Here is a 25,545-nt window from a genome sequence, read left to right as displayed (position 1 = left end):
AGCAGCGTATCCCGCCCGGCCCGCCACACCGAAGAGGCAGGCCGGGCGGAAACCGACTCGTCCGGGCGGTTACGAACCCCGGGTGACCACGAGTGATGCGGCGGCCTCGAACTCGGGGGCATCGACCCGCACCGTGTCACCGTCGCGGATGTCGCCCGCGAGCAGCTGTTTGGCCAGCTGGTCGCCGATCGCCGACTGCACGAGCCGCCGCAGCGGACGCGCACCGTACACCGGGTCGTAGCCGTTGAGGGCCAGCCAATCCCGCGCCGCCGGCGACACGTCGAGTGTCAGCCTGCGCTGCGAGAGCCGCTGGCCGAGCCGCGCGACCTGGATGTCGACGATCTCGCCGAGCTGTTCGGTGCCGAGCGCGTGGAACACGACGATGTCGTCGAGCCGGTTGAGGAACTCCGGCTTGAAGTGCGACTGCACCACCGACATGACCGCGTCCCGCCGCTGCCGCTCGTCGAGCGCCGAGTCGGCGATCGCCTGCGAGCCGAGGTTCGAGGTCAGCACGAGGATCGTGTTGCGGAAGTCGACGGTGCGGCCCTGACCGTCGGTGAGCCTGCCGTCGTCGAGCACCTGCAACAGCACGTCGAACACGTCGGGGTGCGCCTTCTCCACCTCGTCGAGCAGCACCACCGAGTACGGCCGCCTGCGCACCGTCTCGGTGAGTTGACCGCCCTGGTCGTAGCCGACGTAACCCGGGGGAGCGCCGACCAGCCGCGCGACGCTGTGCTTCTCCGAGTACTCGCTCATGTCGACGCGCAGCATGGCGCGCTCGTCGTCGAAGAGGAACTCGGCGAGCCCCTTCGCCAGCTCGGTCTTGCCGACACCGGTGGGCCCGAGAAACAGGAACGACCCCGTCGGACGGTCCGGATCGGCCACCCCGGCGCGCGCCCTGCGCACCGCGTCGGAGACGACCTTCACGGCGTCGGCCTGCCCGACGACCCGCCCGGTCAGCTCCTCCTCCATGCGCAGCAGCTTGCCGGTCTCGCCCTCGAGCAGCCTGCCCGCGGGAATGCCGGTCCACGCGCTGACGACGTCGGCCACGTCGTCACTGCCGACCTCTTCCTTGAGCATCACGTCGGGCGCGGACTCGGCAGCCTGTGACGCCTCCGTGGCCTGGTCGAGCTCCTTCTCCAGCTGCGGGATGCGGCCGTAGCGCAGCTCGGCGGCACGGCCGAGGTCCGAATCGCGTTCGGCGCGGTCCGCCTCGCCGCGGAGTTGTTCCAGCTGCTCCTTCAGCTCGCGGACCCGTTCGATCGAGCCCTTCTCGTTCTGCCACCGGGCGGTGAGCGCGCTGAGCTGTTCGCGCTTCTCGGCGAGCTCCTCCCGCAGCGCCCCGAGCCGGTCCTTCGAGGCGGCGTCGCTCTCCTTCGACAGCGCCATCTCCTCGATCTCGAGCCTGCGCACCGCCCGTTCGACCTCGTCGATCTCCACCGGGCGCGAGTCGATCTCCATGCGCAACCGCGAGGCCGCCTCGTCGACCAGGTCGATCGCCTTGTCCGGCAGGAAGCGCGCGGTGATGTAGCGGTCCGACAGCGTGGCGGCCGCGACCAGCGCGCTGTCGGTGATGCGCACACCGTGGTGCACCTCGTAGCGCTCCTTGAGACCCCGCAGAATGCCGATCGCGTCCTCGACCGACGGCTCACCGACCATGACCTGCTGGAAACGGCGCTCCAACGCGGCGTCGGACTCGATGTGCTTGCGGTACTCGTCGAGCGTCGTCGCACCGACCATGCGCAGCTCACCCCGCGCGAGCATCGGCTTGATCATGTTGCCCGCGTCCATGCTGCCGCCCTCGCCCGAGGCACCGGCGCCGACGATCGTGTGCAGCTCGTCGATGAACGTGACGACCTGCCCCTCGGAGTCCTTGATCTCCTTGAGCACGGCCTTCAGCCGCTCCTCGAACTCGCCGCGGTACTTCGACCCGGCCACCATCGAACCGACGTCGAGCGAGACGACGCGCTTACCGCGCAGCGACTCCGGCACGTCACCGGCCACGATCCGCTGCGCGAGCCCCTCGACGATCGCCGTCTTGCCGACACCCGGCTCGCCGATCAGCACCGGGTTGTTCTTCGTCCGGCGCGACAGCACCTGCACCACCCTGCGGATCTCCGGGTCACGGCCGATCACCGGGTCCAGCTCACCGGCCCTGGCGAGTTCGGTCAGGTCGACGCCGTACTTCTCCAGCGCCTGATACGTGCCCTCCGGATCCGGGTTCGTGACCCGCGCGGAACCGCGAACCTGCGTGAACGCGTCCTGCAACGCCTCGGGCGTCGCACCATTGCGGCTCAGCAGCTGTGACACCGGACCGCCCTCGGCCGCCAGCCCCACCAGGACGTGCTCGGTCGAGACGTACTCGTCACCCAGCTCCGTCGCCAGCTTCTGGGCATGTGTCAACGACTTGACCGCGTGACCGTCGAAATTGGGGGACGACACGGTGGAACCCGTCGCGGCCGGCAGCTTCGCGACGATCGGCTCGAGCTCCGAGTGAATCGTCTGCGGATCGGCTCCCACCGCCGTCAGCAGCGGCCCCGCCAGCCCGTCCGACTGGGCCAGGAGCGCACCGAGCAGATGTGCGGGCGAGATCTCCGGATTACCCGCCATCGTCGCGGCCTGCGCCGCCGACGAGATCGCCTGCTGGGTCTTCGTGGTCGGATTGAAAGCGTCCATCCCCTCACCTCTGGATCGTCAGCACTGGGAGCAGCCTCGCAGGTCGAGCACTGCCATGTAGTCCAACGTCAGAAAACTTGAGTCTGTTCCACTCAATTATTGCAGGGCGACCCCGCAGGCCCCACGTCGCTCAGCCGTTGCGGGAGCGACCCCCGCAGACCCCACGTCCCTCAGCCGTTGCGGGAGCGACCCCCGCAGACCCCACGTCGCGCGCTCCGCGCCGTGGCGTGCGTGCGCTGAACCCGCTGGGATCGAACCGGCGCGGCGGCACACGCGGGCACTGACGCCTCGGAGCGGGAAAGGCCCAGCGTCGACACCTGACAGATGGGCGCGATGGAGTCCACCGCGACAGACGGACGCGGCAACGTGGCGCCGGCCCTGAACCTGGTCACACTCGACCCGCCAAGCCCGCGTGACAACGCCTCACCGAGAAGCGCCCGCAGGCTGCTGAGGGTGGAGCACCGGCCGTCGGAGGTGCCTGATTGAGGTGTTTTGCACCTTTGGCGCACATCTAAGTCAGCTGTTTTAACAACTCGGCGTAACAAACCGGCCGAGAACCTTGTTTGACAGCGACCGTACGGGTCAACCTTTACGTCATGCCTGTACCGAGCGCAGTCTCCACAAGCTCGCCGCCGACGTCGGGAGACACCCACGTCCTGGCCGCCGAGAGCGAATTCCTCTCCTCGATCGAGACCTGGATCAACGACATCTTCACGCCGATCTCGGACGGCTTCTCTGCCTTCGTGTTCGCCGAGATCAGCGTGTTCGGTGTCTCGTTCCCCTGGATCGTGGCATGGCTGGTCCTCGCGGCCGCCATCTTCACCATCTACTTCGGATTCATCCAGTTCCGCCGGTTCAAGCTCGCCACGCAGATCGTGCGCGGCAAGTTCACCGACAAGTCGGAACCGGGCGAGATCCACCACTTCCAAGCACTGGCCTCAGCACTATCCGGCACCGTCGGACTCGGCAACATCGCCGGTGTCGGTGTCGCCGTGACGATCGGCGGCGCGGGTGCGACGTTCTGGATGATCCTTGCCGGCCTGCTCGGTATGTGCACCAAGTTCGTCGAGTGCACCCTCGGTGTGAAGTACCGGGAGGAGCACGAGGACGGCACCGTCTCCGGCGGCCCGATGCACTACCTGCGCAAGGGCCTCGCCGAGCGATTCCCCAACGCGTTCGGCGTCGGCCTCGGCAAGGTACTGGCCGTGCTGACCGCCATCGGCATCCTGTTCTTCGGCATCGCCGGCGGCAGCATGTTCCAGGCCAATCAGACCTTCCAGCAGGTCCGCGACGTCACCGGTGGTGACGACGGCATGTTCGGCAGCGACGGCTCCGCCCTGATCTTCGGCATCGTGCTCGCGCTGATCATCGGCGTCGTGATCATCGGCGGCATCAAGTCCGTCGGCGCCGTCACCGGCAGGCTCGTGCCCGCGATGGCGATCGTCTACATCGCGGCGTGCCTGCTCGTGATCATCATGAACATCGGTCACGTGCCGGACGCGATCGGCCAGATCGTCAGCGGTGCCTTCACCGGAGACGGTGTCGCTGGCGGCATGATCGGCGCACTGATCGTCGGCTTCCAGCGGTCCGCGTTCTCCAACGAAGCGGGCCTCGGCTCCGCACCCATCGCCCACTCCGCGGTCAAGACGAAGAACCCCGCCACCGAAGGCTTCGTCGCCCTCCTCGAACCCTTCATCGACACCGTCGTCGTCTGCACCATGACCGCGCTGACCATCGTCATCGCGAGCCCGCAGATGTGGCTCAACACCAAGGCGACCGTGGCCGCGGGCGGCGAGGCGCCCGACAACGAGCAGGGCGTGACGATCACGTCCGAGGCGTTCGGCACCGTGCTGCCCTGGTTCCCGTACGTGCTGACCATCGCCGTGGTGCTGTTCGCCATCTCGACGATGATCACGTGGGGCTACTACGGCCAGAAGGCGTGGACGTTCCTGTTCGGCAGGTCGCGCGTCGGTGAGCGCATCTACCAGGTGCTGTTCTGCCTGACCGGTGTCGTGGGCTGCGTGCTCACCCTCGGCAGCGTGCTGTCGTTCGCCGACGCCGTGGTGTTCTCGCTGGCGCTGTTCAACATCATCGGGCTCTACCTGCTGATGCCGGTCGTGAAGAAGGAGGTCAAGGGCTTCCTCGGCAAGCTCAAGTCCGGCGAGATCCAGCGCACCGACAAGGAACCGCAGAGCTGACACTCCGGACCGGCGTCGCATCGACCCGGAATCCGAATCGGAACGCCCCCGGGCTCACTGGTCACACGCAGTGCGCCCGGGGGCGTTCGCTGTGTGGACCGGGGCTCCGGCAGCCTCACCCGCGCCGGGCACGAGCTTCGTGGAAACCGGGTTTCCACCGATCGACAGGGCTTTCACCGGAGATGGAAACCGAGTTTCCAGCCGCCGACCGGGCTCCGTCCGGTCCCGGGCACGTACTCGAGTGAGCGGCCGCCGCCGATGATCGGCGCATGGTACCGACAGTGATCATCTCTGAACCACTTTCGGAGGACTCGAGTGAACGGGAACACATAACATTCGGCCAATCGACCTACGGCGGGCGTTGCCCCATTCGTCCCTCTGACCTGCGTCAGGTGACGTAGCGAAGCCGTCCGATACGCCAGGTTGTAATAACGCGCCGTAACAAATCGTTTGATTTGCTTGCTCTAAACCATTCGTTCAGGTCAACTACCTGACCATGTATCTGCACAGCACAGCCGGCGCGGCCGATCCGCCCGGCTCCACCCACACCCTCGCGGCCGACGGAGGGGGAATCTTCGCCGGCGTCGAGAGCTGGATCGCGGACAACTTCACCCCGATCGCAGACGGGCTGTCGAACTTCGTCTTCGCCGAGGTAACCCTCGGCGGCGTGACGTTCCCGTGGATCGTCTCCTGGCTGATCCTGGGAGCGATCGTCTTCACCATCTACTTCGGGTTCATCCAGGTCCGTAAGTTCAAGCTCGCCACCGACCTGGTGCGAGGCAAGTTCACGGACAAGAACGAACCCGGCGAGATCAACCACTTCCAAGCCCTCGCCTCGGCACTGTCGGGCACCGTCGGACTCGGCAACATCGCCGGTGTCGGTGCCGCGGTCACCATCGGTGGTGCGGGCGCGACGTTCTGGATGATCTGTGCCGGCTTGCTTGCCATGGCCAGCAAGTTCGTCGAGTGCACCCTCGGTGTGAAGTACCGGGAGGAGCACGAGGACGGCACCGTCTCCGGCGGCCCGATGTACTACCTGAGCAAGGGCATCGCCGACCGGTTCAGGAACGGCTTCGGCGTCGGCCTCGGCAAGGTACTGGCCGTGCTGACCGCCATCGGCATCCTGTTCTTCGGGATCATCGGCGGCAACATGTTCCAGTCGAACCAGGCGTTCGCGCAGATCAGAGACGTCACCGGCGGCGACGACGGCATATTCGGCAGCGACGGCTCCGCCCTGATCTTCGGCATTATCCTAGCGATCGTCATCGGCATCGTGATCATCGGCGGCATCAAGTCGATCGCCAACGTCACGTCGCGGCTGGTGCCGACCATGGGCGTGCTCTACATCGTCGCGTGCCTCGTGGTCATCCTCGTCAACTTCACCGCGGTACCCGCGGCGGTCGGCGAGATCATCAGCGGTGCGTTCACCGGCGAAGGCGTCGCAGGCGGCATGATCGGCGCACTGATCGTCGGTATCCAGCGGTCGGCCTTCTCCAACGAAGCAGGCCTCGGCTCCGCACCCATCGCCCACTCCGCCGTCAAGACCAAAAACCCCGCCACCGAAGGCTTCGTCGCCCTCCTCGAACCCTTCATCGACACGGTCATCGTCTGCACCATGACCGCCCTGACCATCGTCATCGCCAAGCCCGCGATCTGGACCCAGGGCTTCGCCGACGTCAACCAGAACGGCGCCGACGCGCCCGACGGTGTGACGGTGACATCGAACGCCTTCGCGACGGTCATGCCGTGGTTCCCGTACGTGCTGACGGTCGCCGTGGTGCTGTTCGCCATCTCGACGCTCATCACGTGGGGCTACTACGGCGAGAAGGCATGGGGCTATCTGTTCGGCCGCAAGACGGTGTCGATCCGCATCTACCAGGTGCTGTTCTGCGTGATGTCGGCTGCGGGCGCGGTGCTCACGCTCCAGTCGGTCATCGACTTCGCCGACGCCGTGCTGTTCCTGCTGGCCCTGTTCAACATCACCGGCCTGTACCTGCTGCTGCCGGTGGTCAAGAAGGAGGTCAAGGACTTCCTCGGCAAGATCGACAGCGGGGAGATCCAGAAGAAGGAGAAGACGAAGGTCTGACGACCCGTCCGCGACTTCCGTGGCAGATCCCGCAAGGAGCGGCCCGGCATCCAACTGTGGGTGCCGGGCCGCTGTGCGTTAACCCCAAAATCCCCCTGGAGGGCGATGTAGTTGATCACGAGATGTGACGAATGAGCCGTTATCTCTGGGTGACGACGCACCTCAGCAAAAGTGACATAGAACCCAAAAGCTCCGGATGATCCACCCATCCGGAGCAACAACGGGACGAGCGAGCCCGAACGCCCTACCGTGCAGCTGCACATGAATTTATGGTGAGCCCGTGCGTACGCACCGAAAGGCGGATTGGACAGTGAGCTTGACTGGGAGCTTCTCGCCACGGCCCCACGCCGGGGCGGGAAACGGTTCGACCACAACCGGCGTCCCCACGCCGGCCGCCGGGTCACCCGCGCGCGCCTAGCCCTGGAAGGCCCTGACGATCACAGTGCGTATCGACTGCAATCCCACCCGCCACCACGCCGGGAACCGCCGCGTCCCCGGCACCGGTGGCATTGCCGAGCCCGGTGCCGCGACATGACAGCCGAGCCGCTCAACCCCATCCCGAAGGTCGCCGACTCGGGCAACGCCCCGGCGGCCGTCACGTCCATGGTCCGCCACATCCGCGACACGTGGCGTGAGATCGAGCCCTACACCCCCGAGGTCGCCCAGTTCTTCTACGGGATGCTGTTCACCCTCGCTCCCGAGGCACGCGACTTCTTTCCGATCCACATGGACGTGCGCAGCGGCAAGCTCGTCCGCGCGATCGTCAACATCCTGCAGTCGGTCGACCGGCCCGACGACGTCGCGCCGTACCTGGTGCAGCTCGGCCGCGACCACCGCAAGTTCGGTGTGCAGGCGCACCACTACGAGGCCATCGGCACGGCACTGCTGGCCGCGGTGAAGCGGCAGTTGGGGCCCGGCTGGACCGACGACGTCGAACGCGCGTGGGCGGAGGCGTTCACCATCGTCGCCCGCTCGATGCAGGACGCCGCAGAGGCCGACGAGTACCCGCCGTCGTGGACGGGCACCGTCGCCGAACACCGCAGGCTGAGCTGGGACCTGGCGCTCGTCCGGATCGAGCCCGATCGCCACATCCCGTACCGGCCGGGCCAGTACCTGAGCGTCGAGGTGCCGCAGCGGCCACGGCTGTGGCGCAACCTCTCGCCGGCCAACGCTCCCCGTCCGGACGGTTCGATCGAGTTCCACGTCCGCGCCATCGAGGGCGGCTGGGTCTCGCGCGGCATCGTCAGCCACACCCAGCCCGGCGACGTGTGGCGGTTCGGCGCGCCGATGGGGCAACTGAACGTCGACCGCGAGTCGGGCCGCGACGTCCTCATGATCGCCGGTGGCACGGGCATCACCCCGCTCCAGTCGCTCCTCGACGACCTCGGCCGGTTCGGGAAGAACCCCAACGTGACGATCTTCTACGGCGGCGCCGCCCGCGAGGACCTGTACGCGCTTGAGGTGCTGCGGTCGATGGCGTCGACGAACCCGTGGCTCACCGTGCACCCGGTGGTCGAGCGGGACGAAGGGCTTTCCGGGTTCGAGGTCGGCACCCTGGCGGACGTCGTCTCCTCGTACGGCGCGTGGGCCGACCACGACGTGCTGGTCTCCGGGTCGCCCGCCATGATCCGCGCGACCGTCAGCCGCATGCTCGTCGCGGGCACCGCCCTCGACCAGATCCGCTACGACCCGTTCATCGAGGAATAGTTCGCGTTCCAGGCCGCGTGTTCTGCATTCAGCACCGCGTGTCCTGCACTCAGCACCGCGTGTTCTGCGCCCCCGTCGCCCCCACGCCGCCCCCAACGCTGCGCTGTCGCGCGACTGCGTCCTCGCGCGTGTTCTGCACTGGTGCCGCTAGCTCGGCGGATTCGAACGATCAGCCGACGGCCCCGTCGAGCAGTCGGCTGTAGCGCAGCCGAAGAGCCCGCTCGGTACTGGCCATTGCCGCCGCGACGGTGACCGTGATGTTGGCCCAGACCGGCAGCTCCACGGGCGCGCTGAAGGTGCCGAGGTGCTCGGCGATCTCCGGCACCCGCGTGATCGATCCGACGATCTGCGTGAGCAGAACGAGCAGCGCTACCAACAGCACACCCACCGAACCCGCGCCCATCCAGCGGCTCAACGTGGGGTGTTGACGTTCGAGGCGCAGCCGCCGCCCTTCCGCGGAGGCCGGATCGGGGTCGAGCCGGTACTCGGCGCCCGCTGCGGTGACGTAGTGGCAGCGTTTGAGGCCGAAGCCGCTCGCCGCCACCTCGATGGTGCCGCCGGGCACGGGGAAGTGGGCCGGGATGGTCGAAGTGGCGTGATGCCTGCCGTCGAGATACAGATCGGCGCTCCGGCGGCCGTTCGAGTCGTACTTGCCGTGCATCACGTCGACGCTGTAGACCGGTTGCCTGCCGTCGTCGGACAACCGCACGTGCAGCAGTGCGCGCCGCGTCCACTGCCACCACCGGAACCGCTTCAGCTCCCGCCCGTCACCGGGCTTGACGCGGCCCAGTGCCCGCGCTTGCCGCCACGCCCGGACCCTGCCGCCCACGCTGGTCACCGGCCCTTCTCGGCGGTGCAGGCCAGGTCGTGGTCGGGACGACCCCCGGTGGTCAGGTACGTCGTCACGGCGTCCTTCGCGCAGCTGTTGGCGCCGAACGGGTAGACACCGTGCCCGCCCTGGTCGGCGGTGACCATCGTGGCGCGCTGCCCGAACGCGCGGCGCAGCTTCCTGGCTCCGGCCAACGGTGTCCCCGGATCGCGCTCGTTCTGCACCATGAGCACGTTCGACGGGCCGCGATCACCGATGTGTACCGGCGGCTCCGGGCGTTCGTCCGGCCAGAACGCACACGGTCCGATGTTGGCCGTCGACCCGCCGAGCATCGGGTACTTCGCCCGGTCCACGGCGACATTGCCCTGGTACTGCCACACCGAGTCCGGCCAGCGCGAGTCACCACAGGTGACGGCGAGCCGCGCCGACATCAGGTTCTCCATGTCGCCGGAAGGGGGCGGCGGTGCCGGCGGCAACGGCCCGTTCTCGTCGAGCGCCTGCCACATCTCGGCCAACAGGGGCATCAGCGCATCGCTGTAGAGGTACTCCAACGTGATGCCTCGCAGCAGCGTTCCGTCGATGCCGTGGACGGGCTTGTCGTCCAGCCGATCGGCCAACTCGAAGAACTTCGCCCTCACCTGCGCCGGCGTACTGCCGAGCCCGTACTCGGGGTGGGCGGCGGCGAACGCCGCGAAGTCCGGGAACCGGTCGGCCAGCCCGCGGGCGAACAACCGCATGGCCTCGTAGTCGTAGCCGCTGTCACTCATGTTGCTGTCGAGCACCACGCGGTCGCTGCGCTGCGGGAACATCGTCGTGTACACCGCGCCGAGGTAGCTGCCGTAGGAGGCGCCGAGGTAGGAGACCTTCGGCTCACCCAACGCCGCGCGAAGCCGGTCCATGTCGCGAGCGGTGTTGGCGGTGGTGGTGTGCGGCAGCATCCACGCCGTACGCGAGGTTGCGCACTGCTCGGCGATGGTCCGCGCGTACCGGGCTTCGGTCACGACATCGACGGGAGTGTGCGCGTACTGCGCGAATGCGCCGCGAGCCCGTTGCCGCTCAGTGAGGTCGCACGTCACCGGCGCACTCCGGCCGACACCACGCGGGTCCATGCCGACGACGTCGTAGGAGTCGAGCACCCGCCTCGGCAGCCCCGACGCCGCCAACGCGGCCGGATAGTCGAGCCCCGGGCCGCCGGGGCCGCCCGGGTTGGTCAGCAGCACGCCCCGGCGCCGTGAGGGGTTCTCGCTCGGCAGGCGGGACACCGCGATCTCGATCTTCCTGCCGTCGGGCATCCGATAGTCAAGGGGCACGGTCAGCGTCGAGCACTCCAGGCGCGGCGCGGACACCTCCTCGGGACACGGCCCCCACCGAAGGGAATCCCAGGCCACCGATCCGTCCGGCGTCCGTGTTTCCCGCGCCGCCGACACTCCCGGGACCGCGGACAGGACAAACGCGGCGGCGAGGACGCAAGCCACGGTTCTACGCATGTGTTCCCCCACGTTCGGTGCCATCACAGGCAGCGATCTTCGTGGAGTGCCGTGCGATCCACATCGTTCCGGCGTCCAGAGCTTCCTCGACCCGCGTCGGAGACGCGGGTTCGACCTACGTCTGATCCGACACCGTCCTCACGGCCACTGCGCGGGACGTGCGGCTCCGCAATACTGACCGAGATGATCACGGACGCCGCGCCCGGGCTCAGCCGGCTGCACCAGGCGTGGCGGCTCCTCGCCTGCGCCGCGATCGGTGGCCTGCTGTGGCTCGCGACCAGTGTTCAGCTCGCGCAACAGCACTCGGCCGGACCGGACACCTGGTTCTACACCGGCGACCCGCTCGTCGGAATCGCCTGCCTGGTGACGCTCGTGTGGCGCAGGCGGTTCCCGCTCACGGTGGCGCTGGCGACAGCGCTCGCGTCGGCGGTCTCGACCACAGCCTCCGCCGCCGCACTACTGGCGCTGTGTTCACTCGCCACCCGTCGGCGTCCGATGGAGATCGGCGCGGTGCTGCTCGTCTCGGTCGCCGCGTCGCAAGCTCACGTCGAGTTCCGCATGGCGGACGCACCGAACGGCCCACTGTGGCTCCAGCTCGTACTCGCGGTGCTGGTCATGGGGATTACCGTCGCCGTGGGCGTGGCCGTCGGCGCCCGCCGTACCGAGGTGCGCTCGCTGCAGCACCGGGCGGAGAGCGCCGAGCGGGAACAGCTCGCACGAGCGGCACAGGCGCGCACCCAGGAACGGGCGCGCATCGCCCGCGAAATGCACGACGTGCTCGCGCATCGGATCTCCCTGGTCGCCATGCAAGCCGGGGTGCTGAACCATCGCGCCGACCTGTCGACCGACGATCGGCAGGTCATGATCCGCGGTATCGCCGACGGCGCGCACCAGGCGCTGGAAGAACTGCGGGACGTGCTCGGGGTGCTCCGCGCCGACCCGGACCGGCCGGAACAGCCGCAACCCACCGTCGAGAGCATCCCGGACCTGGTGACCGACGCCCGCACGTCGGGCCTGGAGGTCACGTGGACCACCACCGTGCGGGGCACACCGCCGGAGACCATCGGGAGGGCCTGTTACCGGGTCGTCCAAGAAGGATTGACCAACGCCGCGAAACACGCACCCGGCGCCGCCGTGCACGTCAGTGCCGGCGGAATGGAAGGCCACGAACTGCGGATCAGCGTGGCCAATTCGCCGGCCACCGGCGTCCCCGCGCGACGACCCGAGTCGGGATTCGGCCTGCTCGGTCTGACCGAACGCATCACGCTGCTGGGCGGGGAACTCGACCACCGTCGAAGCGCCGATGGTGGGTATCTTCTCGCGGCCCGCCTGCCCTGGCCGCGTCACGACGACGAGAAGAGGGCCTGAGTGGAGAGCGAAAGCGGTCCGGTGCGGATCGTCGTCGTCGACGACGACCAGCTGGTGCGCATGGCGCTGCGTCTCGTGCTCGACGGCGAGCCGGACCTCACGGTGACCGCCGAAGCGGCCGACGGCGACGACGCGATCGCCGCGGTGGAACAGCACCGGCCCGACGTCGTGCTGATGGATGTCCGCATGCCGGGCCGGGACGGCATCACCGCAACCGGTGACATCCTCAGCCGCCCCACGCCGCCCCGGGTGCTCGTGCTGACCACGTTCGATTCGGACGATTTCGTGCTCGGTGCACTGCGTGCGGGCGCGCTCGGGTTCGTGCTCAAGGACACGCCGCCCGCGCAGATCGTCGACGCGATACGAACCGTCGCCCAAGGAAACCCCGCGCTGTCACCCGCAGCGACCGCGCGAGTGATCGCGGCGGCCACCGGACCCCGATCCTCCGAGGCCAGGCGTTCCGTTCGTTCGGCCGCTGCCGCGAAACTAGCCACGCTGACCGAACGCGAGCGCGACACGGCCCGGGCCATCGCGGACGGACTCGGCAATTCCGAGATCGCCGCGCGACTGCACGTCAGCGTCGCGACCGTCAAGGCACACATCGGAAACGTACTCGGCAAACTCGCGGTCGAGAACCGCGTGCAGATCGCCCTCGTCGTCCGCGATGCGGAGAACTGATCACCGATTCCGACCGAGGAGGCACCGTGGAGACCACCATCGACGTCGCCGACGGAACGATCGACGGCTACCTCGCCGAGCCACAGCCCGACGTCGCAGGGCCGGGACCGTGGCCCGGCGTCGTTGTCGTGCACGACGTGTTCGGCCTGCCCCGGGACACCCGCCTCATCACGGAGCGCTTCGCCACCGCGGGATTCGTCGCACTCGCGCCAGATCTCTACTCGCGAGGTGGACTGGTCCGATGTGTCCGGTCGGTGTTCCGCGCGATGCTGGCCGGCGAAGGCAGAGCGTTCGACGATCTCGAAGCGACGCGCCGCACGCTGGCCGACCGCGAGGACTGCAACGACCGCGTCGGCATCGTGGGCTTCTGCCTGGGCGGCGGGTTCGCGCTGGTGGCGGCCGGCGGCGAATTCGACGCCTCGGCGCCGTACTACGGCCAGCTGCCGGAGGACAGGTCCGTGCTCGACGGTGCCTGCCCGGTGGTCGCCAGCTTCGGCGGCAAGGACCCGACGTTGAAGGGCGCCGCGGACGAACTCGAAACCGCACTCACCGCACGCGGAATTCCCCACGACGTCAAGGAGTATCCGCAGGCCCGGCACAGCTTCGCCAACCAGCTACCGCTCGGGCCGTTCAACCTCGTCGCCCGCATCAGCGGATTCGGCTACGACCACGAAGCCAGCGAGGATTCGTGGCGCCGGGTGCTCGCGTTCTTCAGCAAGCAGCTGCGCTGAGTCCGTGCATTCCAGCGGCCGTGCACTCCAACAGCCGGGGCGGTCACGCCGTCGCACGGCCACGCGCCGTCGGGGCAGCGGTCCGATGTCTGGCGCACGCAACACGAACTCCGGAACGTGCAACACGGGCCCCGGAACCCGCAACACGGCCTCCGGAAACCGCAACACGGATCCCCGAATCGACAACACGGGCCCGCGAACGCAGAACACGCACGATGGGGTCAGCGCTTCGGCCTGCCCGGCTTCCAGACCACCATGGCGTTCTGCTTCCGGAACGGCACGAGGTCCTTGCGGTACGACGCGTGCACGGCGGCCGCCGCCTGCTCCGCCGCCGCGTAGGCCGACGACAGTTCCTCCGCCAGTTCCGTCACACGGGCCTGCAGCGCCTCGACCTGGTTCTCCAGCTCGATGATCCGCTTGATGCCCGCGAGATTGACGCCTTCCTCCTGGGACAGCCGCTGCACCTCACGCAGCTGTGCGATGTCACGCATGGAGTAGCGGCGGCCGCCACCGGTCGTACGACCGGGCGAGACGAGTCCCATCCGGTCGTACGACCGCAGTGTCTGCGCGTGCAGCCCCGAAAGCTGTGCCGCAACGGAGATGACGAAGACGGGCGTGTCCTCGTCGGCGCCGTACGGCATGCCGAATCCCGGCGAACCTGAACCGAACATCACTCACCTCTGTCGCGCAACAGCGCAGTGATCTCGGGTCGCGGATCGTGCTTTGCGACCGCATCGGCGTACTTCTCGAGTGCTGCCTTCGCTTCGTCGTCGACCTTCGAGGGCACGACGACCTGCAGCGTAACGAGGAGATCGCCCTGCGAGCCATCCCGTTTGGCGATTCCCTTGCCGCGCACCCGCAGCACGCGGCCGCTCGCCGTGCCCGCGGGCACGCGCACGGACACCTTCGAATCGAGCGTCGGCACGGTCAGTGTCGTGCCGAGCGCCAGCTCCGTGAACTCCACGGGGAGGGTGATCGTCAGGTCGTTGCCGGACCTGCCGAACACCTCGTCGGCGCGCACGTGCACCCGGACGAACAGGTCGCCTGCGGCCGCACCGCCCTTGCCCGGTTCGCCCTGCCCTGCGAGACGGATCTTCTGGCCGTCGTCGACGCCCGGCGGAATCCGCACCGTGAGCGTGCGCGTCCGCGTGGACACGCCCTCACCGGCGCACTCCGGGCACGGGTCGTCGATCTGGTGGCCGCTGCCGCGGCAGTCCGGGCACGGTTCGGAGAACGCGAACGCACCCTGGTTGCGGTTGACGAGTCCGGCTCCGGCGCACGTCGGGCAGGTCCGCGGGGACGTGCCGGGCCGGGCGCCGTTCCCGCCGCACGTACCGCACGTCGCGGGGCTCGACAGCCGCAGCGGCAGCGTCGCGCCCTTGACCGCCTCGGCGAAGTCGATCCGCACGTCGGTTTCGACGTCGCTGCCACGCTGACCACGCTGCGCACCCGCCGCGCCGCCGCGGCGTCCGAACAGGTTGCCGAGCATGTCGCCCAGGCCGCCGAACCCACCGGCGCCACCGGGACCACCGGGGCCGGCGCCCTGGCCGAAGATGTCACCCAGGTCGAATCCGCCGGCACCGCCCGCGCCACCGGGGCCGCCGCCGGGGAACCCGCCGAAGCCGCCACCGGTGCGCCCGGAGCCGAACAGGGCACGCGCCTCGTCGTACTCCTTGCGCTTGTCCGGATCGGACAGCACGCCGTAGGCCTCCGAGACGGCCTTGAACTTCTTCTCCGCCTCGGCGTTGCCGGGGTTGGCGTCGGGATGGTTCTCCCGCGCCAACTTCCGGTACGCCTTCTTGATCTCGTCCGTGGAAGCGTCGGAGGAGACGCCCAGCTCACGGTAGAAGTCCTTGTCGAGCCACTCCCGAGCGCTCATCGGGCGTCTCCTCCTTTCCGCTTGTCGTCAGTTCCGTTGCTCATCGCCGTCGATGGGGAGCTCACCTTCGACCGGCGGGTCGATCGGCGCCTCCGCATCGGACGCCTCCGCACTTGCGGGCGGAGCGTCCGCCGCCGGAACGGCCGGCTCGGCGGGTGCCTCACCGGGCTCGTGGTCGGTCACGGCCACCAGCGCCTCCCGCAGCACCCGGTCACCGAACCGGTAGCCGCGCCGCAGCACGGTCGTCACGGTCGGACCGGACACCTCCGGCGACGTGTCGTGCTGCACCGCCTCGTGCACGCTCGGGTCGAACTCGTCGCCCTCGGCGCCGAACGGCTCCAGGCCGGCCTTCTCCAGTGCCTCGACCAGCTTGTCCGCCACCGACTTGAACGCGCCCGTCAGGTCGCCGTGCTGGGCGGCGCGCTCGACGTCGTCCAGCAGCGGCAGCAGGTCGCCCGCCAGGGACGCCTTGCCCGACGCCGCGAGCTGCTCCCGCTCCCTGTCGGCACGCCTGCGGTAGTTGGCGTACTCGGCCTGGACGCGCTGCAGGTCCGCGGTGCGTTCCTCCAACTGTTTGGCCAGGTCGGAGTCGACGTCGGACGCGGCCTGCCCGGCATCGCCGGCCGCCCCGCCGATCTCCGTGCCCGCGAGCTCACCCGCCGGCACCTCGACCGCCTCACCGTCCTCGGGAGCGCGCAGGTCACCCGACTCCGGGTCCACCTTGCGACGGTCCCGAACGACGACCGGCTCCTCTTCCCGGACTTCGGTCTCGTCCCGCTCTGTCACTTCTTGTCGTCCTCGTCGACGATCTCGGCGTCCACGACGTCGTCGTCAGCCTTGGCGGACCCGGTGTCACCGCTCGCGCCCGCAGCGCCGGCGGCACCGGCGTCGGCACCGGCCGCGCCCTCGGCACCCGAGTTGGCGTACAGCGCCTGGCCCAGCTCCTGCGAGACCGTGTTGAGGTTCTCGACGGACTCCTTGACCTTGGCGATGTCGTCGCCCTTGAGCGCCTCGTTGGTCTCCTCGATCGCCGTCTTGACCTTGGTCTTGAGCTCGTCCGGCAACTTGTCCTCGTTGTCGGTCACGAACTTCTCGGTCTGGTAGGAGAGCGTCTCCGCCTGGTTGCGGGTCTCGGCCTCCTCGCGACGCCGCTGGTCCTCCTCGGCGTGCGCCTCGGCGTCCTTGACCATCTGGTCGATGTCCTCCTGCGGCAGCGCGGAGCCACCGGTGATGGTCATCGACTGTTCCTTGTTGGTGCCCAGGTCCTTCGCCGTGACGTGCACGATGCCGTTGGCGTCGATGTCGAAGGAGACCTCGATCTGCGGCACGCCACGCGGCGCAGGGGGAAGGCCCGTCAGCTCGAACATGCCGAGCTTCTTGTTGTGCGCCGCGATCTCGCGCTCACCCTGGAACACCTGGATCTGCACGGACGGCTGGTTGTCGTCGGCCGTCGAGAAGATCTCGCTGCGCTTGGTCGGGATCGTCGTGTTGCGCTCGATGAGCTTGGTGAACACGCCGCCCTTGGTCTCGATACCCAGCGACAGCGGCGTGACGTCCAGCAGCAGGACGTCCTTGACCTCGCCCTTCAGCACGCCGGCCTGCAGGCCCGCGCCGACGGCGACGACCTCGTCCGGGTTGACGCCCTTGTTCGGCTCCTTGCCGCCCGTCAGCTCGGTGACGAGCTCGGTCACGGCCGGCATCCGCGTGGAACCACCCACGAGCACGACGTGGTCGATCTCGCCGACCGAGATGCCCGCGTCACGCACCACGTTGTTGAACGGGTTACGCGCACGCTCGAGCAGGTCGGAGGTGATGCGCTGGAATTCGGCGCGCGAGAGCGTCTCGTCGAGGAACAGCGGGTTCTTGTCCGCGTCCACCGTGATGTACGGCAGGTTGATGTTGGCGGTCGAGGAGCTCGAGAGCTCGATCTTCGCCTTCTCCGCGGCCTCCTTGATGCGCTGGAGGGCCATGCGGTCCTTGGTCAGGTCGATGCCGTTGGACGCCTTGAACTTGTCCACCAGCCAGTCGACGATGCGCTCGTCCCAGTCGTCACCACCGAGGTGGTTGTCACCACTGGTGGCGCGGACCTCGACGACACCCTCGCCGATCTCCAGCAGCGAGACGTCGAACGTGCCGCCGCCGAGGTCGAAGACCAGGATGGTCTGTTCCTTCTCGCCCTTGTCGAGGCCGTAGGCCAGCGCGGCCGCGGTCGGCTCGTTGACGATGCGCAGGACGTTCAAGCCCGCGATCTGGCCGGCTTCCTTCGTGGCCTGGCGCTGGGCGTCCTCGAAGTACGCCGGGACGGTGATGACCGCGTCGGTCACCTCGTCGCCCAGGTAGGACTCGGCGTCGCGCTTGAGCTTCATCAGCACGCGCGCGCTGATCTCCTGGGCGGTGTAGGCCTTGTCGTCGACCTCGGTCTTCCAGTCGGTGCCCATGTGCCGCTTGACCGACCGGATCGTCCTGTCGACGTTGGTGACGGCCTGGTTCTTCGCGGGCTGCCCCGTGAGCACTTCGCCGTTCTTGGCGAAGGCGACGATGGACGGGGTGGTACGTGCGCCCTCCGAGTTGGCGATGACCGTCGGCTCACCGCCCTCGAGCACGGAAACGACCGAGTTCGTCGTACCAAGGTCGATGCCGACCGCTCGCGCCATGTGTCTTTCCCTCCTACTGATCCTGTGGACACCCCACCGGCCCGGCTGACCGGGCGCCTCGGCGTATCGCCGAGACCTGAGCGGGGCTCACTCAAGTTCTAACCGTACCGGCCGAGAGTCGTCAACCCAGACTTGAGCGATGACTACTCAACCTTTCTGCCAGCATAACGTCCGACCTGCGACGTTTGTTCCCGCGGCGACCACAGCCGCCAGGTCGAGACAACTCGTGGCGCGACCGGCCGGTCACGGCTCCCGCGCGCGGCTGACGACACCGCACGGCTGACCCCGCCACGCGGCCAACCCCGCGCGGCCGTCCCGGCACACGGCTAGCGACGGCGGACCGTGACGTCTCCACTGCCCGTGTCGAGCGACAGCGTGTGACGCGCACCCGGGGACGTGTCGACACCGATCTCCCGCGAACCGCTGCCGCTGTCGCCCGCGATCCGATAGTCGGCGCGCGGCACCGTCAGCGCGATGTCCCCACTGCCCGTCGAGGCCGTGACACCGGCGGGGCGGGACAACTCGAGGGTGATCTCGCCCGAACCGGACTCGGCCTCCACCGGCCCGGCCAGCCCGCGCCCGGTGATCCCACCGGAGCCGGCGTCGACGGTCACCTCGCCGCCGATGCCGCTGAGCTCGACGTGTCCCGAACCGGCATCCACGCGTGCGTCCCCCTCGACGTCCGAGACCCGCGCACCGCCGGAGCCCACCTCGACATCCAGCGACTCCGCACCCGTCACGTCGAGCTCGCCCGAACCGATGTCCCCGGAGACCGCCACACCGCGCGGCACGACGATCTCGTGTGTCGTCGTGCACCACATGCCGCAATCGGGCAGTGTCAGCACGTCGTCGCGGACCTCGAACACCGGGTCGTCGTCGCCCCACCGATAGGACTTGGTCTCGACGACCCTCGCAGCCTCGACATCACCGGCACGGATGGCCACATCGCCCGCACCCTTGTCGAGCTCGATCCGCTCCACCCCGGTCACCGACTGCCGGTGCGTCACGCTCGCCTCGTCGAACACCCCGAACCCGATCGCCGCGCCCGCGCCGACGAACACCAGTCCGCCGATCGCCAGCGCCGGACGCCGAATTCGCGGAGCTGCCATGGGCCCTCATTCCCCCCTGTCGTGGTTGTGAGAACAGTAGGCCCACCGCGCCGCCCCCGACATTGGGGCCAACCCCGATATGACCCTGATTCCGACGGGCCACGACCGGCACGCACCGGCCTGCGGCGCGCCCACCCTGACGCACCGCATTCGGCTGCCTACCCTGGGGCCGGGTCAGCGATACACCCGACGACATGCCCCTGGGGACTTCAACACCTCCAGCCGGCTCAGTGCCACAGACCACGAGGAGCGTGAGATGGCCGACGCGCCGTTCAACTTCAATCCCTACGACTTCCTGCCGCAGGTGCCGAGCTTCGACGTGCGCAGTGACGACGTGGCCGACGGCCAGACACTGCCGACCCCGCAGCTGTCCGGCCTGTTCGGCGCCGGCGGTGAGGACACCTCGCCACACCTGGCGTGGTCCGGCTTCCCCGACGGCACGAAGAGCTTCGTCGTGACCTGCTACGACCCGGACGCGCCGACCGTCAGCGGGTTCTGGCACTGGGCGGTGTACAACATCCCCGCCTCGGTCACCGAGCTGCCGACCGGCGCGGGCGACCCGAACGGCGCCAACCTGCCCGAGGGCGCCAAGATGCTCACGACCGACGGCGGCGTCCGCCAGTACCTCGGCGCCGCTCCGCCTCCCGGGCACGGCCCGCACCGCTACATGTTCGTGGTGCACGCGCTGGACGTCGACTCGCTCGACATCCCCGACGAGTCCCGGCCCGCGTTCCTGTCGTTCAACATGTTCGGCCACACGCTGGGCCGCGCGACCCTGACGGCCCTCTACGAGAACAAGGGCTGACACCAGCCGACGCCGACCATCCGCGCGTGTCCTGCACTCGCAACCGCGTGTCCTGCACTCGCAACCGCGTGTCCTGCACTCGCAACCGCGTGTCCTGCACTCGCAACCGCGTGTCCTGCACTCGCAACCGCGTGTCCTGCACTCGCAACCGCGTGTCCTGCACTCGCAACCGCGTGTCCTGCACTCGCAACCGCGTGTCCTGCACTCGGTCGGCGCGCGAGGGCGCGCCGACCGTGCCTGACATCTCGCGAGGGGCGGGAACCGCGCGATGGGCGGGAACAACGCGGGCCCGGAAACGCACTCCCCGGGGCCCGAAGAACCACAGTCACCCGGTAGCCCGTCGATGGGGGGCCACGTTCGGGAGCAACACGCGCCCCGAACTTGCCCAACAGTCCCCGGACGAAACGACACGGCGTCCCGGGACGTAGGACAGGGCCCCCTGAATGCAGAACACGCGGTTCTCAGTGCAGAACACGCGGGTCTGAATGCAGGACACGCGGGATGACCGCTGGGCGGTTCACCTCGGGTTGAGCAGGTAATCGACCACCGGGCGGAGTTCCTCCTCGCCGGGGGGTTCGTCATCGATGAGACCCTGGATCAGCAGGCCGTCGATGCCGGCGAGGAACACGCGGAAGGCGACCTCGTCGTCGTGGCGCACCATCGACGTGAGCACGTCGAGCCAGCGCCGCGCGGCGGGGCGCAGCTCCGGTTTGCGGGCCGCCAGCAGGTACAGCTCGTACTCGGCCATCGTCCGCCCGCGTTTCGGTCCGAGCGCCTCGGCCAGGAGCTTGGCGATCTCCTCCGCGCCACGGCCACGGCCGTGTGAGCGCGCGCGATCGATCATCCAGTACACCTCGGTGGCCATGTCGCGCGCGCAGTCGATCAGCGTGGCGATGAGGAGGTCGTCGAGGGTCGCGAAGTGGTAGGTCGTCGACGTCGTCGGCACACCCGCCTCCGCCGCGACCGTGCGATGCGTGACCCCGGCGACGCCGTCACGTTCGATCACGCGCAGCGTGGCCTCGATGATCTCCGTGCGCCGCTTCTCGCCGCGCGCCTTGCGGCCGTCGACCTGCCGCTTCACGCCGCACGCCCGGTCTCGAGCAGGACGACGCCGCCGATGACGAGCGCCAGGCCCACGGCCATGGTCAGGTTCATCGGTTCACCCAGGAACGCCGCGCCGATAAACGCCACGAGCGCGACACCCGCGGCCGCCCAGATCGCGTACGCAACCCCGACCGGCATACCGTGTTTCAGCGCCTGTCCCAGCAGCACGAATGCCGTGCCGTACCCGATTAGCACGGCGATCGAGGGCAGCAACCTGGAGAAACCCTCCGACAACTTCAACGACACGGTGCCGGCGACCTCGGCGACGATCGCTCCGGCGATCAATAAATATGCACCCACTCCGGTGAAGATACCTGAACGTTCGTCCCACTATTGGCGAGGTTTCTGCCACATCAGTGGGACTCGGGCATCTCTTATCCATTACTCCTCAGTAGGAACCAACCGGAGAAGAGATACCCTCCCGACACCCACCACGAAGACCGAACCGAAAGGCCCGATCATGGGTGCACTGCAGATCACGCTCGGCGTGATCGGCGTTGCCGTCAGCATTGTCGCTTGGGGTGTGTTCGCCGCCGCCGTCGTCCGGCAGGTGCGCATCATCCGACTCGGGCAGCCGGACGGCACGCGCTACGGACCGTTCGTCCCGCGTCTGAAGACGCTGATCAAGGAGTTCGCCGCCCACACGCGGATGAACAAGTTCCGCCGCGTCGGACCATGGCACTGGCTCGTGATGTGGGGCTTCCTGCTCGGCTCGCTGGCACTGTTCGAGGCATACGGCGAGATCTTCGACCCGCACTTCGCGTGGCCGATCATCGGCCACTGGGAGCCGTGGCAGCTGCTGCTCGAACTGCTGGGCATCGGCACCGTGGTCGGTGGTGTCGCGCTGGCGATCATCCGGCAGGCCAACCACCCGCGCCGCGCCGACCGGCAGTCCCGGTTCCAGGGGTCGAACTTCGCGGCCGCCTACTTCGTCGAGGCCGTGGTGGTCATCGAGGGTCTCGGCATCCTCGGTGTCAAGACGTTCAAGATCTCCAGCGGCATCGAGGACCCGGCCTTGTGGTCGAGCTTCGTGACGCAGCCGCTCGCGCAGCTCCTGCCGAGCGCCACCGCCGCCGTGTCCATCATGGCGCTGATCAAGCTGCTGTCCGGCATGATCTGGCTGGTCGTGGTCGGCCGGAACCTGACGATGGGTGTCGCCTGGCACCGGTTCAGCGCGTTCTTCAACATCTACTTCAAGCGCGAGGACGACGGCGGAGTCGCGCTGGGCAAGCTCAAGCCGATGATGAGCGGCGGCGAGCCTCTCGACTTCGAGGAGGCCGACCCGGAGAAGGACGTCTTCGGTGCAGGCCAGGTCGAGGACTTCAGCTGGAAGGGCTGGCTCGACTTCTCGACGTGCACCGAGTGCGGCCGCTGCCAGTCGCAGTGTCCGGCGTGGAACACGGGTAAGCCGCTGTCGCCGAAGATGCTGATCACCCAGCTCCGCGACCACGCCTACGCCAAGGCGCCGTACCTGATGGCCGGCGGCAAGAAGGATATGGCCGGCGACGAGATCGGCCTGACCGGGGACGACCCGCACGCCGGCATCGACGTGCTGGCGCTGGCCGAGTCCGAGCGGGCGCTGGTGGGCGACGCCGAGGCGAACGGCGTCATCGACCCGGACATGCTGTGGTCGTGCACCAACTGCGGTGCGTGCGTCGAGCAGTGCCCGGTCGACATCGAGCACGTCGACCACATCGTCGACATGCGCCGTTACCAGGTGATGATCGAGTCGAACTTCCCGACCGAGCTGAACGCGCTGTTCAAGAACCTGGAGAACAAGGGCAACCCGTGGGGTCAGAACGCCAAGGACCGCATGGCGTGGGCCGAGGACCTCGACTTCGAGGTGCCGGTGTTCGACGGCGAGTTCGGTGACGCCGAGTACCTGTTCTGGGTCGGCTGCGCCGGTGCGTTCGAGGACCGTGCGAAGAAGACGACGCGTGCGGTGGCGGAGCTGCTGCACATGGCGGACGTGAAGTACACGGTGCTCGGGCCGGAGGAGACCTGCACCGGTGACCCGGCTCGCCGCGCGGGCAACGAGTTCGTGTTCCAGATGCTCGCGCAGCAGAACGTCGAGGTGCTGAACTCGGTGTTCGAAGACGTGGAGCCCGCGAAGCGCAAGATCGTCGTCACGTGTGCGCACTGCTTCAACACGCTCGCCAACGAGTACCCGGACCTCGGCGGCAACTACGAGGTCGTGCACCACACGCAGCTGCTCAACCGGCTGGTGCGGGAGAAGCGGCTGACGCCGATGGCGCCGGTCGCGCAGGACATCACCTACCACGACCCGTGCTTCCTCGGCCGCCACAACCAGGTGTACGAGGCGCCGCGTGAGCTCGTGGGCGCGGCGGGCGCGAACCTGCGGGAGATGCCGCGGCACGGCGACCGCTCCATGTGCTGCGGTGCCGGTGGTGCTCGCATGTGGATGGAAGAGCAGATCGGCAAGCGCATCAACGTCGAACGCGTCGACGAGGCACTCGGCACCGCGCCGTCGAAGATCGCGACGGGCTGCCCGTTCTGCCGCGTGATGCTGAACGACGGCGTCACTTCGCGCCAGAGCGACGGCAGCGCCAGCGAGGACCTGGAGGTCGTCGACGTGTCGCAGCTGCTGCTGTCGGCCGTCAAGCGGGGCTCCGACAAGGAGCCGGTCGCGGTGGGCGCCCCCGAGGCCGAAACGGGCGGCGAGGCCGAGCCGGACGGCAAGGCGGACACGGCCGGTACGGCTGATGCCGCGGGCGACAAGCCCGGGTCGGCCGACGACTCGTAACCGAGGCGGGTAAGCCGAAGCGGGCGCCGCACCGGACTTCCGGTGCGGCGCCCGCTTCTCGTTTCGGCACCGATCACAGCGGTTCGGCCGCGATCGGCGCGCCCGGCCGGAAGGACTCCGGGAACGGGCCGGCGGTGTCTCCCGTCCGCCGGCCCCTTCCTCAGGCGCGGCCCAGTCGCAGCAGGACGGACTCTCCGGGAGCGTCGTCGAGACCGTCGTTGTCGACGGCACCGACGAGACGGCCGTCGCCGGTCACGGCGAGACCTTCCGGCTTGTCGGCCACGACGCCGCCACTCGCTTCGAGCGCGGGCAGCAGGTCCTGCGAGAGCTTCTTGCGCAGCACCGGTTTCGCCTCACCGGCGGGCGCGGGGTCGACGGTCGAGACGTCGACCTCGTAGACCTTCTTGGTCCGCGCGTTCTCACCGCGCTGGTTGTCGCGTTCGAGCACGAGCAGCCGCCCGTCGCCGAGCGCGGTCAGCTCGGACACGCCGATCCAGCCGTTGTCCGGCGCGGCGTCGAGCGGGTAGGCCGCGAACGCCCACTGCCCGGTCGCGGGCGTGTAGCGGGCGAGCGTGGTGCGCCCCTGCTCGTTGTCCGCCCACTCCCGCTGCACGGCGACCCACACGTGGTCGCCGGAGACGGCCACGCCTTCGAAGCCGTACTTCTCTGCTCCGTCGGCGATCTCGTCCGGCAACGCGATCTCACGGTGCACCTCGCCGCCGGAGTCGACGTCGACGAGCAGGTTGCGGATCCCCTCGGCAGGCTTGCCCTCGGTGGCGAGCCAGTAACCGCCGTCGGCGCGAGCGGCGATGCCCTCGGTGTCGTAGGCGGCCTCCTCACCGTCGCGCGTGATCGGCAGCTCGGCCGTCACGCGGGCCGGATACGAGGCGCTGTCGACGGTGAGCACGCGGCTCGGCGTGTACGCGTCGTCGGTGACGGCCACGACCTCGCCGGGCTCGCCGGGAACGCCGGAAAGCCCCGACAGGGCACCGAATCCGGTGCCGTCGGAGACGATCGACGGCGCGCCCTGGTTGTGTTTCAGCGAGGCGGCGAGCGGCTTGCGCGTCAGCCGATACCGGCTGAGCGAGGAGCGCACGTCGTTCTCGGCGTCGTCCTCCTCGGCGGAGACGACTAGGTGCTGTTTAGGAATTGATCTTGGTGAGGTCGGCGAGCCAGATGTTGATGGCGGCGATGTGCAGGGTGGCTTCGTAGCGGACGGCGAGTTTGTCGTAGCGGCTGGCGACGGCGCGGTGGTGTTTGAGCTGGTTGATGCCGCATTCGACGGCGTGGCGCTGTCGGTAGGTGGTGGGGTCGAAGGCAGGCGGTCGGCCTCCGGCTGAGCCGCGGGCCCGGCGGTGGGCGGCTTGATCTTTGGGAACCGGGATCGTTGCCGCGATGCCACGTGTGCGCAGATAGTCCCGGTTAGCGCGGGAAGAGTAGGCCTTGTCGGCCAGCACTCGTGCCGGGCGG

20 protein-coding genes are annotated in these 25,545 nt (G+C 68.6%); 8 read left to right on the top strand and 12 right to left on the bottom strand.

Annotated elements, in window-relative coordinates; translation table 11 throughout:
- Positions 1–69: 69 nt before the first annotated feature.
- Positions 70–2,676 carry an ATP-dependent chaperone ClpB gene (clpB, locus tag LY40_RS11290; RefSeq protein ID WP_183781465.1) on the bottom strand — a complete coding sequence of 869 codons (2,607 nt, stop codon included), beginning with the start codon at positions 2,674–2,676 and terminating at the stop codon, positions 70–72.
- 596 nt (positions 2,677–3,272) lie between these two features.
- Between clpB and LY40_RS11285 the strand changes: the two genes are divergently transcribed.
- The 3 genes from LY40_RS11285 to LY40_RS11275 all read left to right on the top strand — a co-directional run bounded on the left by LY40_RS11285 (position 3,273) and on the right by LY40_RS11275 (position 8,667).
- Positions 3,273–4,874, top strand: coding sequence for an alanine/glycine:cation symporter family protein (locus tag LY40_RS11285; RefSeq protein ID WP_183781462.1), 1,602 nt, complete (start codon positions 3,273–3,275; stop codon positions 4,872–4,874).
- A 496-nt stretch (positions 4,875–5,370) separates the two neighbouring features.
- On the top strand, positions 5,371–6,960 hold the full coding sequence (locus LY40_RS11280) for an alanine/glycine:cation symporter family protein (protein ID WP_258936781.1): 1,590 nt from the start codon (positions 5,371–5,373) through the stop codon (positions 6,958–6,960).
- A gap of 531 nt (positions 6,961–7,491) precedes the next feature.
- Positions 7,492–8,667, top strand: a complete 1,176-nt coding sequence (locus tag LY40_RS11275; protein ID WP_183781456.1) for a globin domain-containing protein — start codon at positions 7,492–7,494, stop codon at positions 8,665–8,667.
- Between the two features lie 169 nt (positions 8,668–8,836).
- Here LY40_RS11275 and LY40_RS11270 read toward each other — a convergent pair whose 3' ends face one another.
- Positions 8,837–9,505 (bottom strand): hypothetical protein, encoded by a 669-nt coding sequence (locus LY40_RS11270; RefSeq protein WP_258936780.1) that lies wholly within the window; start codon positions 9,503–9,505, stop codon positions 8,837–8,839.
- A complete protein-coding gene (locus LY40_RS11265; RefSeq protein WP_258936779.1) occupies positions 9,502–10,983 on the bottom strand; it encodes an alpha/beta hydrolase in 1,482 nt (493 codons plus the stop codon). Before LY40_RS11265 ends, LY40_RS11270 begins: the two co-directional genes overlap by 4 nt.
- 183 nt (positions 10,984–11,166) lie before the next feature.
- Here LY40_RS11265 and LY40_RS11260 point away from each other — a divergent pair, with 183 nt between their 5' ends.
- The 3 genes from LY40_RS11260 to LY40_RS11250 are packed head-to-tail and all read left to right on the top strand — an operon-like array spanning position 11,167 to position 13,760.
- Positions 11,167–12,351: a sensor histidine kinase gene (locus LY40_RS11260; protein ID WP_258936778.1), complete on the top strand. Its 1,185-nt coding sequence runs from the start codon at positions 11,167–11,169 to the stop codon at positions 12,349–12,351.
- Positions 12,352–13,029, top strand: a complete 678-nt coding sequence (locus LY40_RS11255; RefSeq protein WP_258936777.1) for a response regulator transcription factor — start codon at positions 12,352–12,354, stop codon at positions 13,027–13,029. It begins immediately after the preceding gene.
- 26 nt (positions 13,030–13,055) lie between these two features.
- Positions 13,056–13,760, top strand: coding sequence for a dienelactone hydrolase family protein (locus tag LY40_RS11250; RefSeq protein ID WP_258936776.1), 705 nt, complete (start codon positions 13,056–13,058; stop codon positions 13,758–13,760).
- A 221-nt stretch (positions 13,761–13,981) separates the two neighbouring features.
- Here LY40_RS11250 and LY40_RS11245 read toward each other — a convergent pair whose 3' ends face one another.
- From LY40_RS11245 to LY40_RS11225, 5 genes are all read right to left on the bottom strand, one after another.
- Positions 13,982–14,431, bottom strand: a complete 450-nt coding sequence (locus LY40_RS11245) for a heat shock protein transcriptional repressor HspR (RefSeq protein WP_183781445.1) — start codon at positions 14,429–14,431, stop codon at positions 13,982–13,984.
- Positions 14,431–15,639, bottom strand: coding sequence for a molecular chaperone DnaJ (dnaJ, locus tag LY40_RS11240; RefSeq protein ID WP_258936775.1), 1,209 nt, complete (start codon positions 15,637–15,639; stop codon positions 14,431–14,433). The genes LY40_RS11245 and dnaJ overlap by 1 nt, the downstream gene beginning before the upstream one ends.
- Before the next feature lie 27 nt (positions 15,640–15,666).
- Positions 15,667–16,425, bottom strand: a complete 759-nt coding sequence (gene grpE / locus LY40_RS11235) for a nucleotide exchange factor GrpE (protein WP_183781441.1) — start codon at positions 16,423–16,425, stop codon at positions 15,667–15,669.
- Positions 16,422–18,293 carry a molecular chaperone DnaK gene (gene dnaK / locus LY40_RS11230; RefSeq protein ID WP_183781424.1) on the bottom strand — a complete coding sequence of 624 codons (1,872 nt, stop codon included), beginning with the start codon at positions 18,291–18,293 and terminating at the stop codon, positions 16,422–16,424. Before dnaK ends, grpE begins: the two co-directional genes overlap by 4 nt.
- A gap of 326 nt (positions 18,294–18,619) precedes the next feature.
- Positions 18,620–19,402 carry a DUF4097 family beta strand repeat-containing protein gene (locus LY40_RS11225; RefSeq protein WP_183781422.1) on the bottom strand — a complete coding sequence of 261 codons (783 nt, stop codon included), beginning with the start codon at positions 19,400–19,402 and terminating at the stop codon, positions 18,620–18,622.
- Positions 19,403–19,658: 256 nt separating this feature from the next.
- Between LY40_RS11225 and LY40_RS11220 the strand changes: the two genes are divergently transcribed.
- Positions 19,659–20,207 carry a YbhB/YbcL family Raf kinase inhibitor-like protein gene (locus LY40_RS11220; protein WP_183781420.1) on the top strand — a complete coding sequence of 183 codons (549 nt, stop codon included), beginning with the start codon at positions 19,659–19,661 and terminating at the stop codon, positions 20,205–20,207.
- A 517-nt stretch (positions 20,208–20,724) separates the two neighbouring features.
- Here LY40_RS11220 and LY40_RS11215 read toward each other — a convergent pair.
- Complete coding sequence (locus LY40_RS11215) at positions 20,725–21,288, bottom strand: TetR/AcrR family transcriptional regulator (RefSeq protein ID WP_183781418.1); 564 nt, start codon at positions 21,286–21,288, stop codon at positions 20,725–20,727.
- Positions 21,285–21,611, bottom strand: a complete 327-nt coding sequence (locus tag LY40_RS11210) for a DMT family transporter (protein WP_183781416.1) — start codon at positions 21,609–21,611, stop codon at positions 21,285–21,287. The genes LY40_RS11215 and LY40_RS11210 overlap by 4 nt, the downstream gene beginning before the upstream one ends.
- Before the next feature lie 160 nt (positions 21,612–21,771).
- Between LY40_RS11210 and LY40_RS11205 the strand changes: the two genes are divergently transcribed.
- Positions 21,772–24,075 carry a (Fe-S)-binding protein gene (locus LY40_RS11205; RefSeq protein WP_183781413.1) on the top strand — a complete coding sequence of 768 codons (2,304 nt, stop codon included), beginning with the start codon at positions 21,772–21,774 and terminating at the stop codon, positions 24,073–24,075.
- A 160-nt stretch (positions 24,076–24,235) separates the two neighbouring features.
- Here the strand turns inward: LY40_RS11205 and LY40_RS11200 are convergent, their stop codons facing one another.
- Together LY40_RS11200 and LY40_RS11195 are read right to left on the bottom strand one after the other, a co-directional pair.
- Complete coding sequence (locus LY40_RS11200; protein WP_258936774.1) at positions 24,236–25,171, bottom strand: esterase-like activity of phytase family protein; 936 nt, start codon at positions 25,169–25,171, stop codon at positions 24,236–24,238.
- 46 nt (positions 25,172–25,217) lie between these two features.
- Positions 25,218–25,545 (bottom strand): transposase (locus LY40_RS11195; RefSeq protein ID WP_258936773.1); only part of this gene is annotated, 328 nt, incomplete at its 5' end.

The sequence above is a fragment of the Prauserella salsuginis genome (genome assembly GCF_024648885.1).
Lineage (GTDB): Bacteria > Actinomycetota > Actinomycetes > Mycobacteriales > Pseudonocardiaceae > Prauserella > Prauserella salsuginis.
This window is presented reverse-complemented; position numbering and strand designations above follow the sequence as displayed.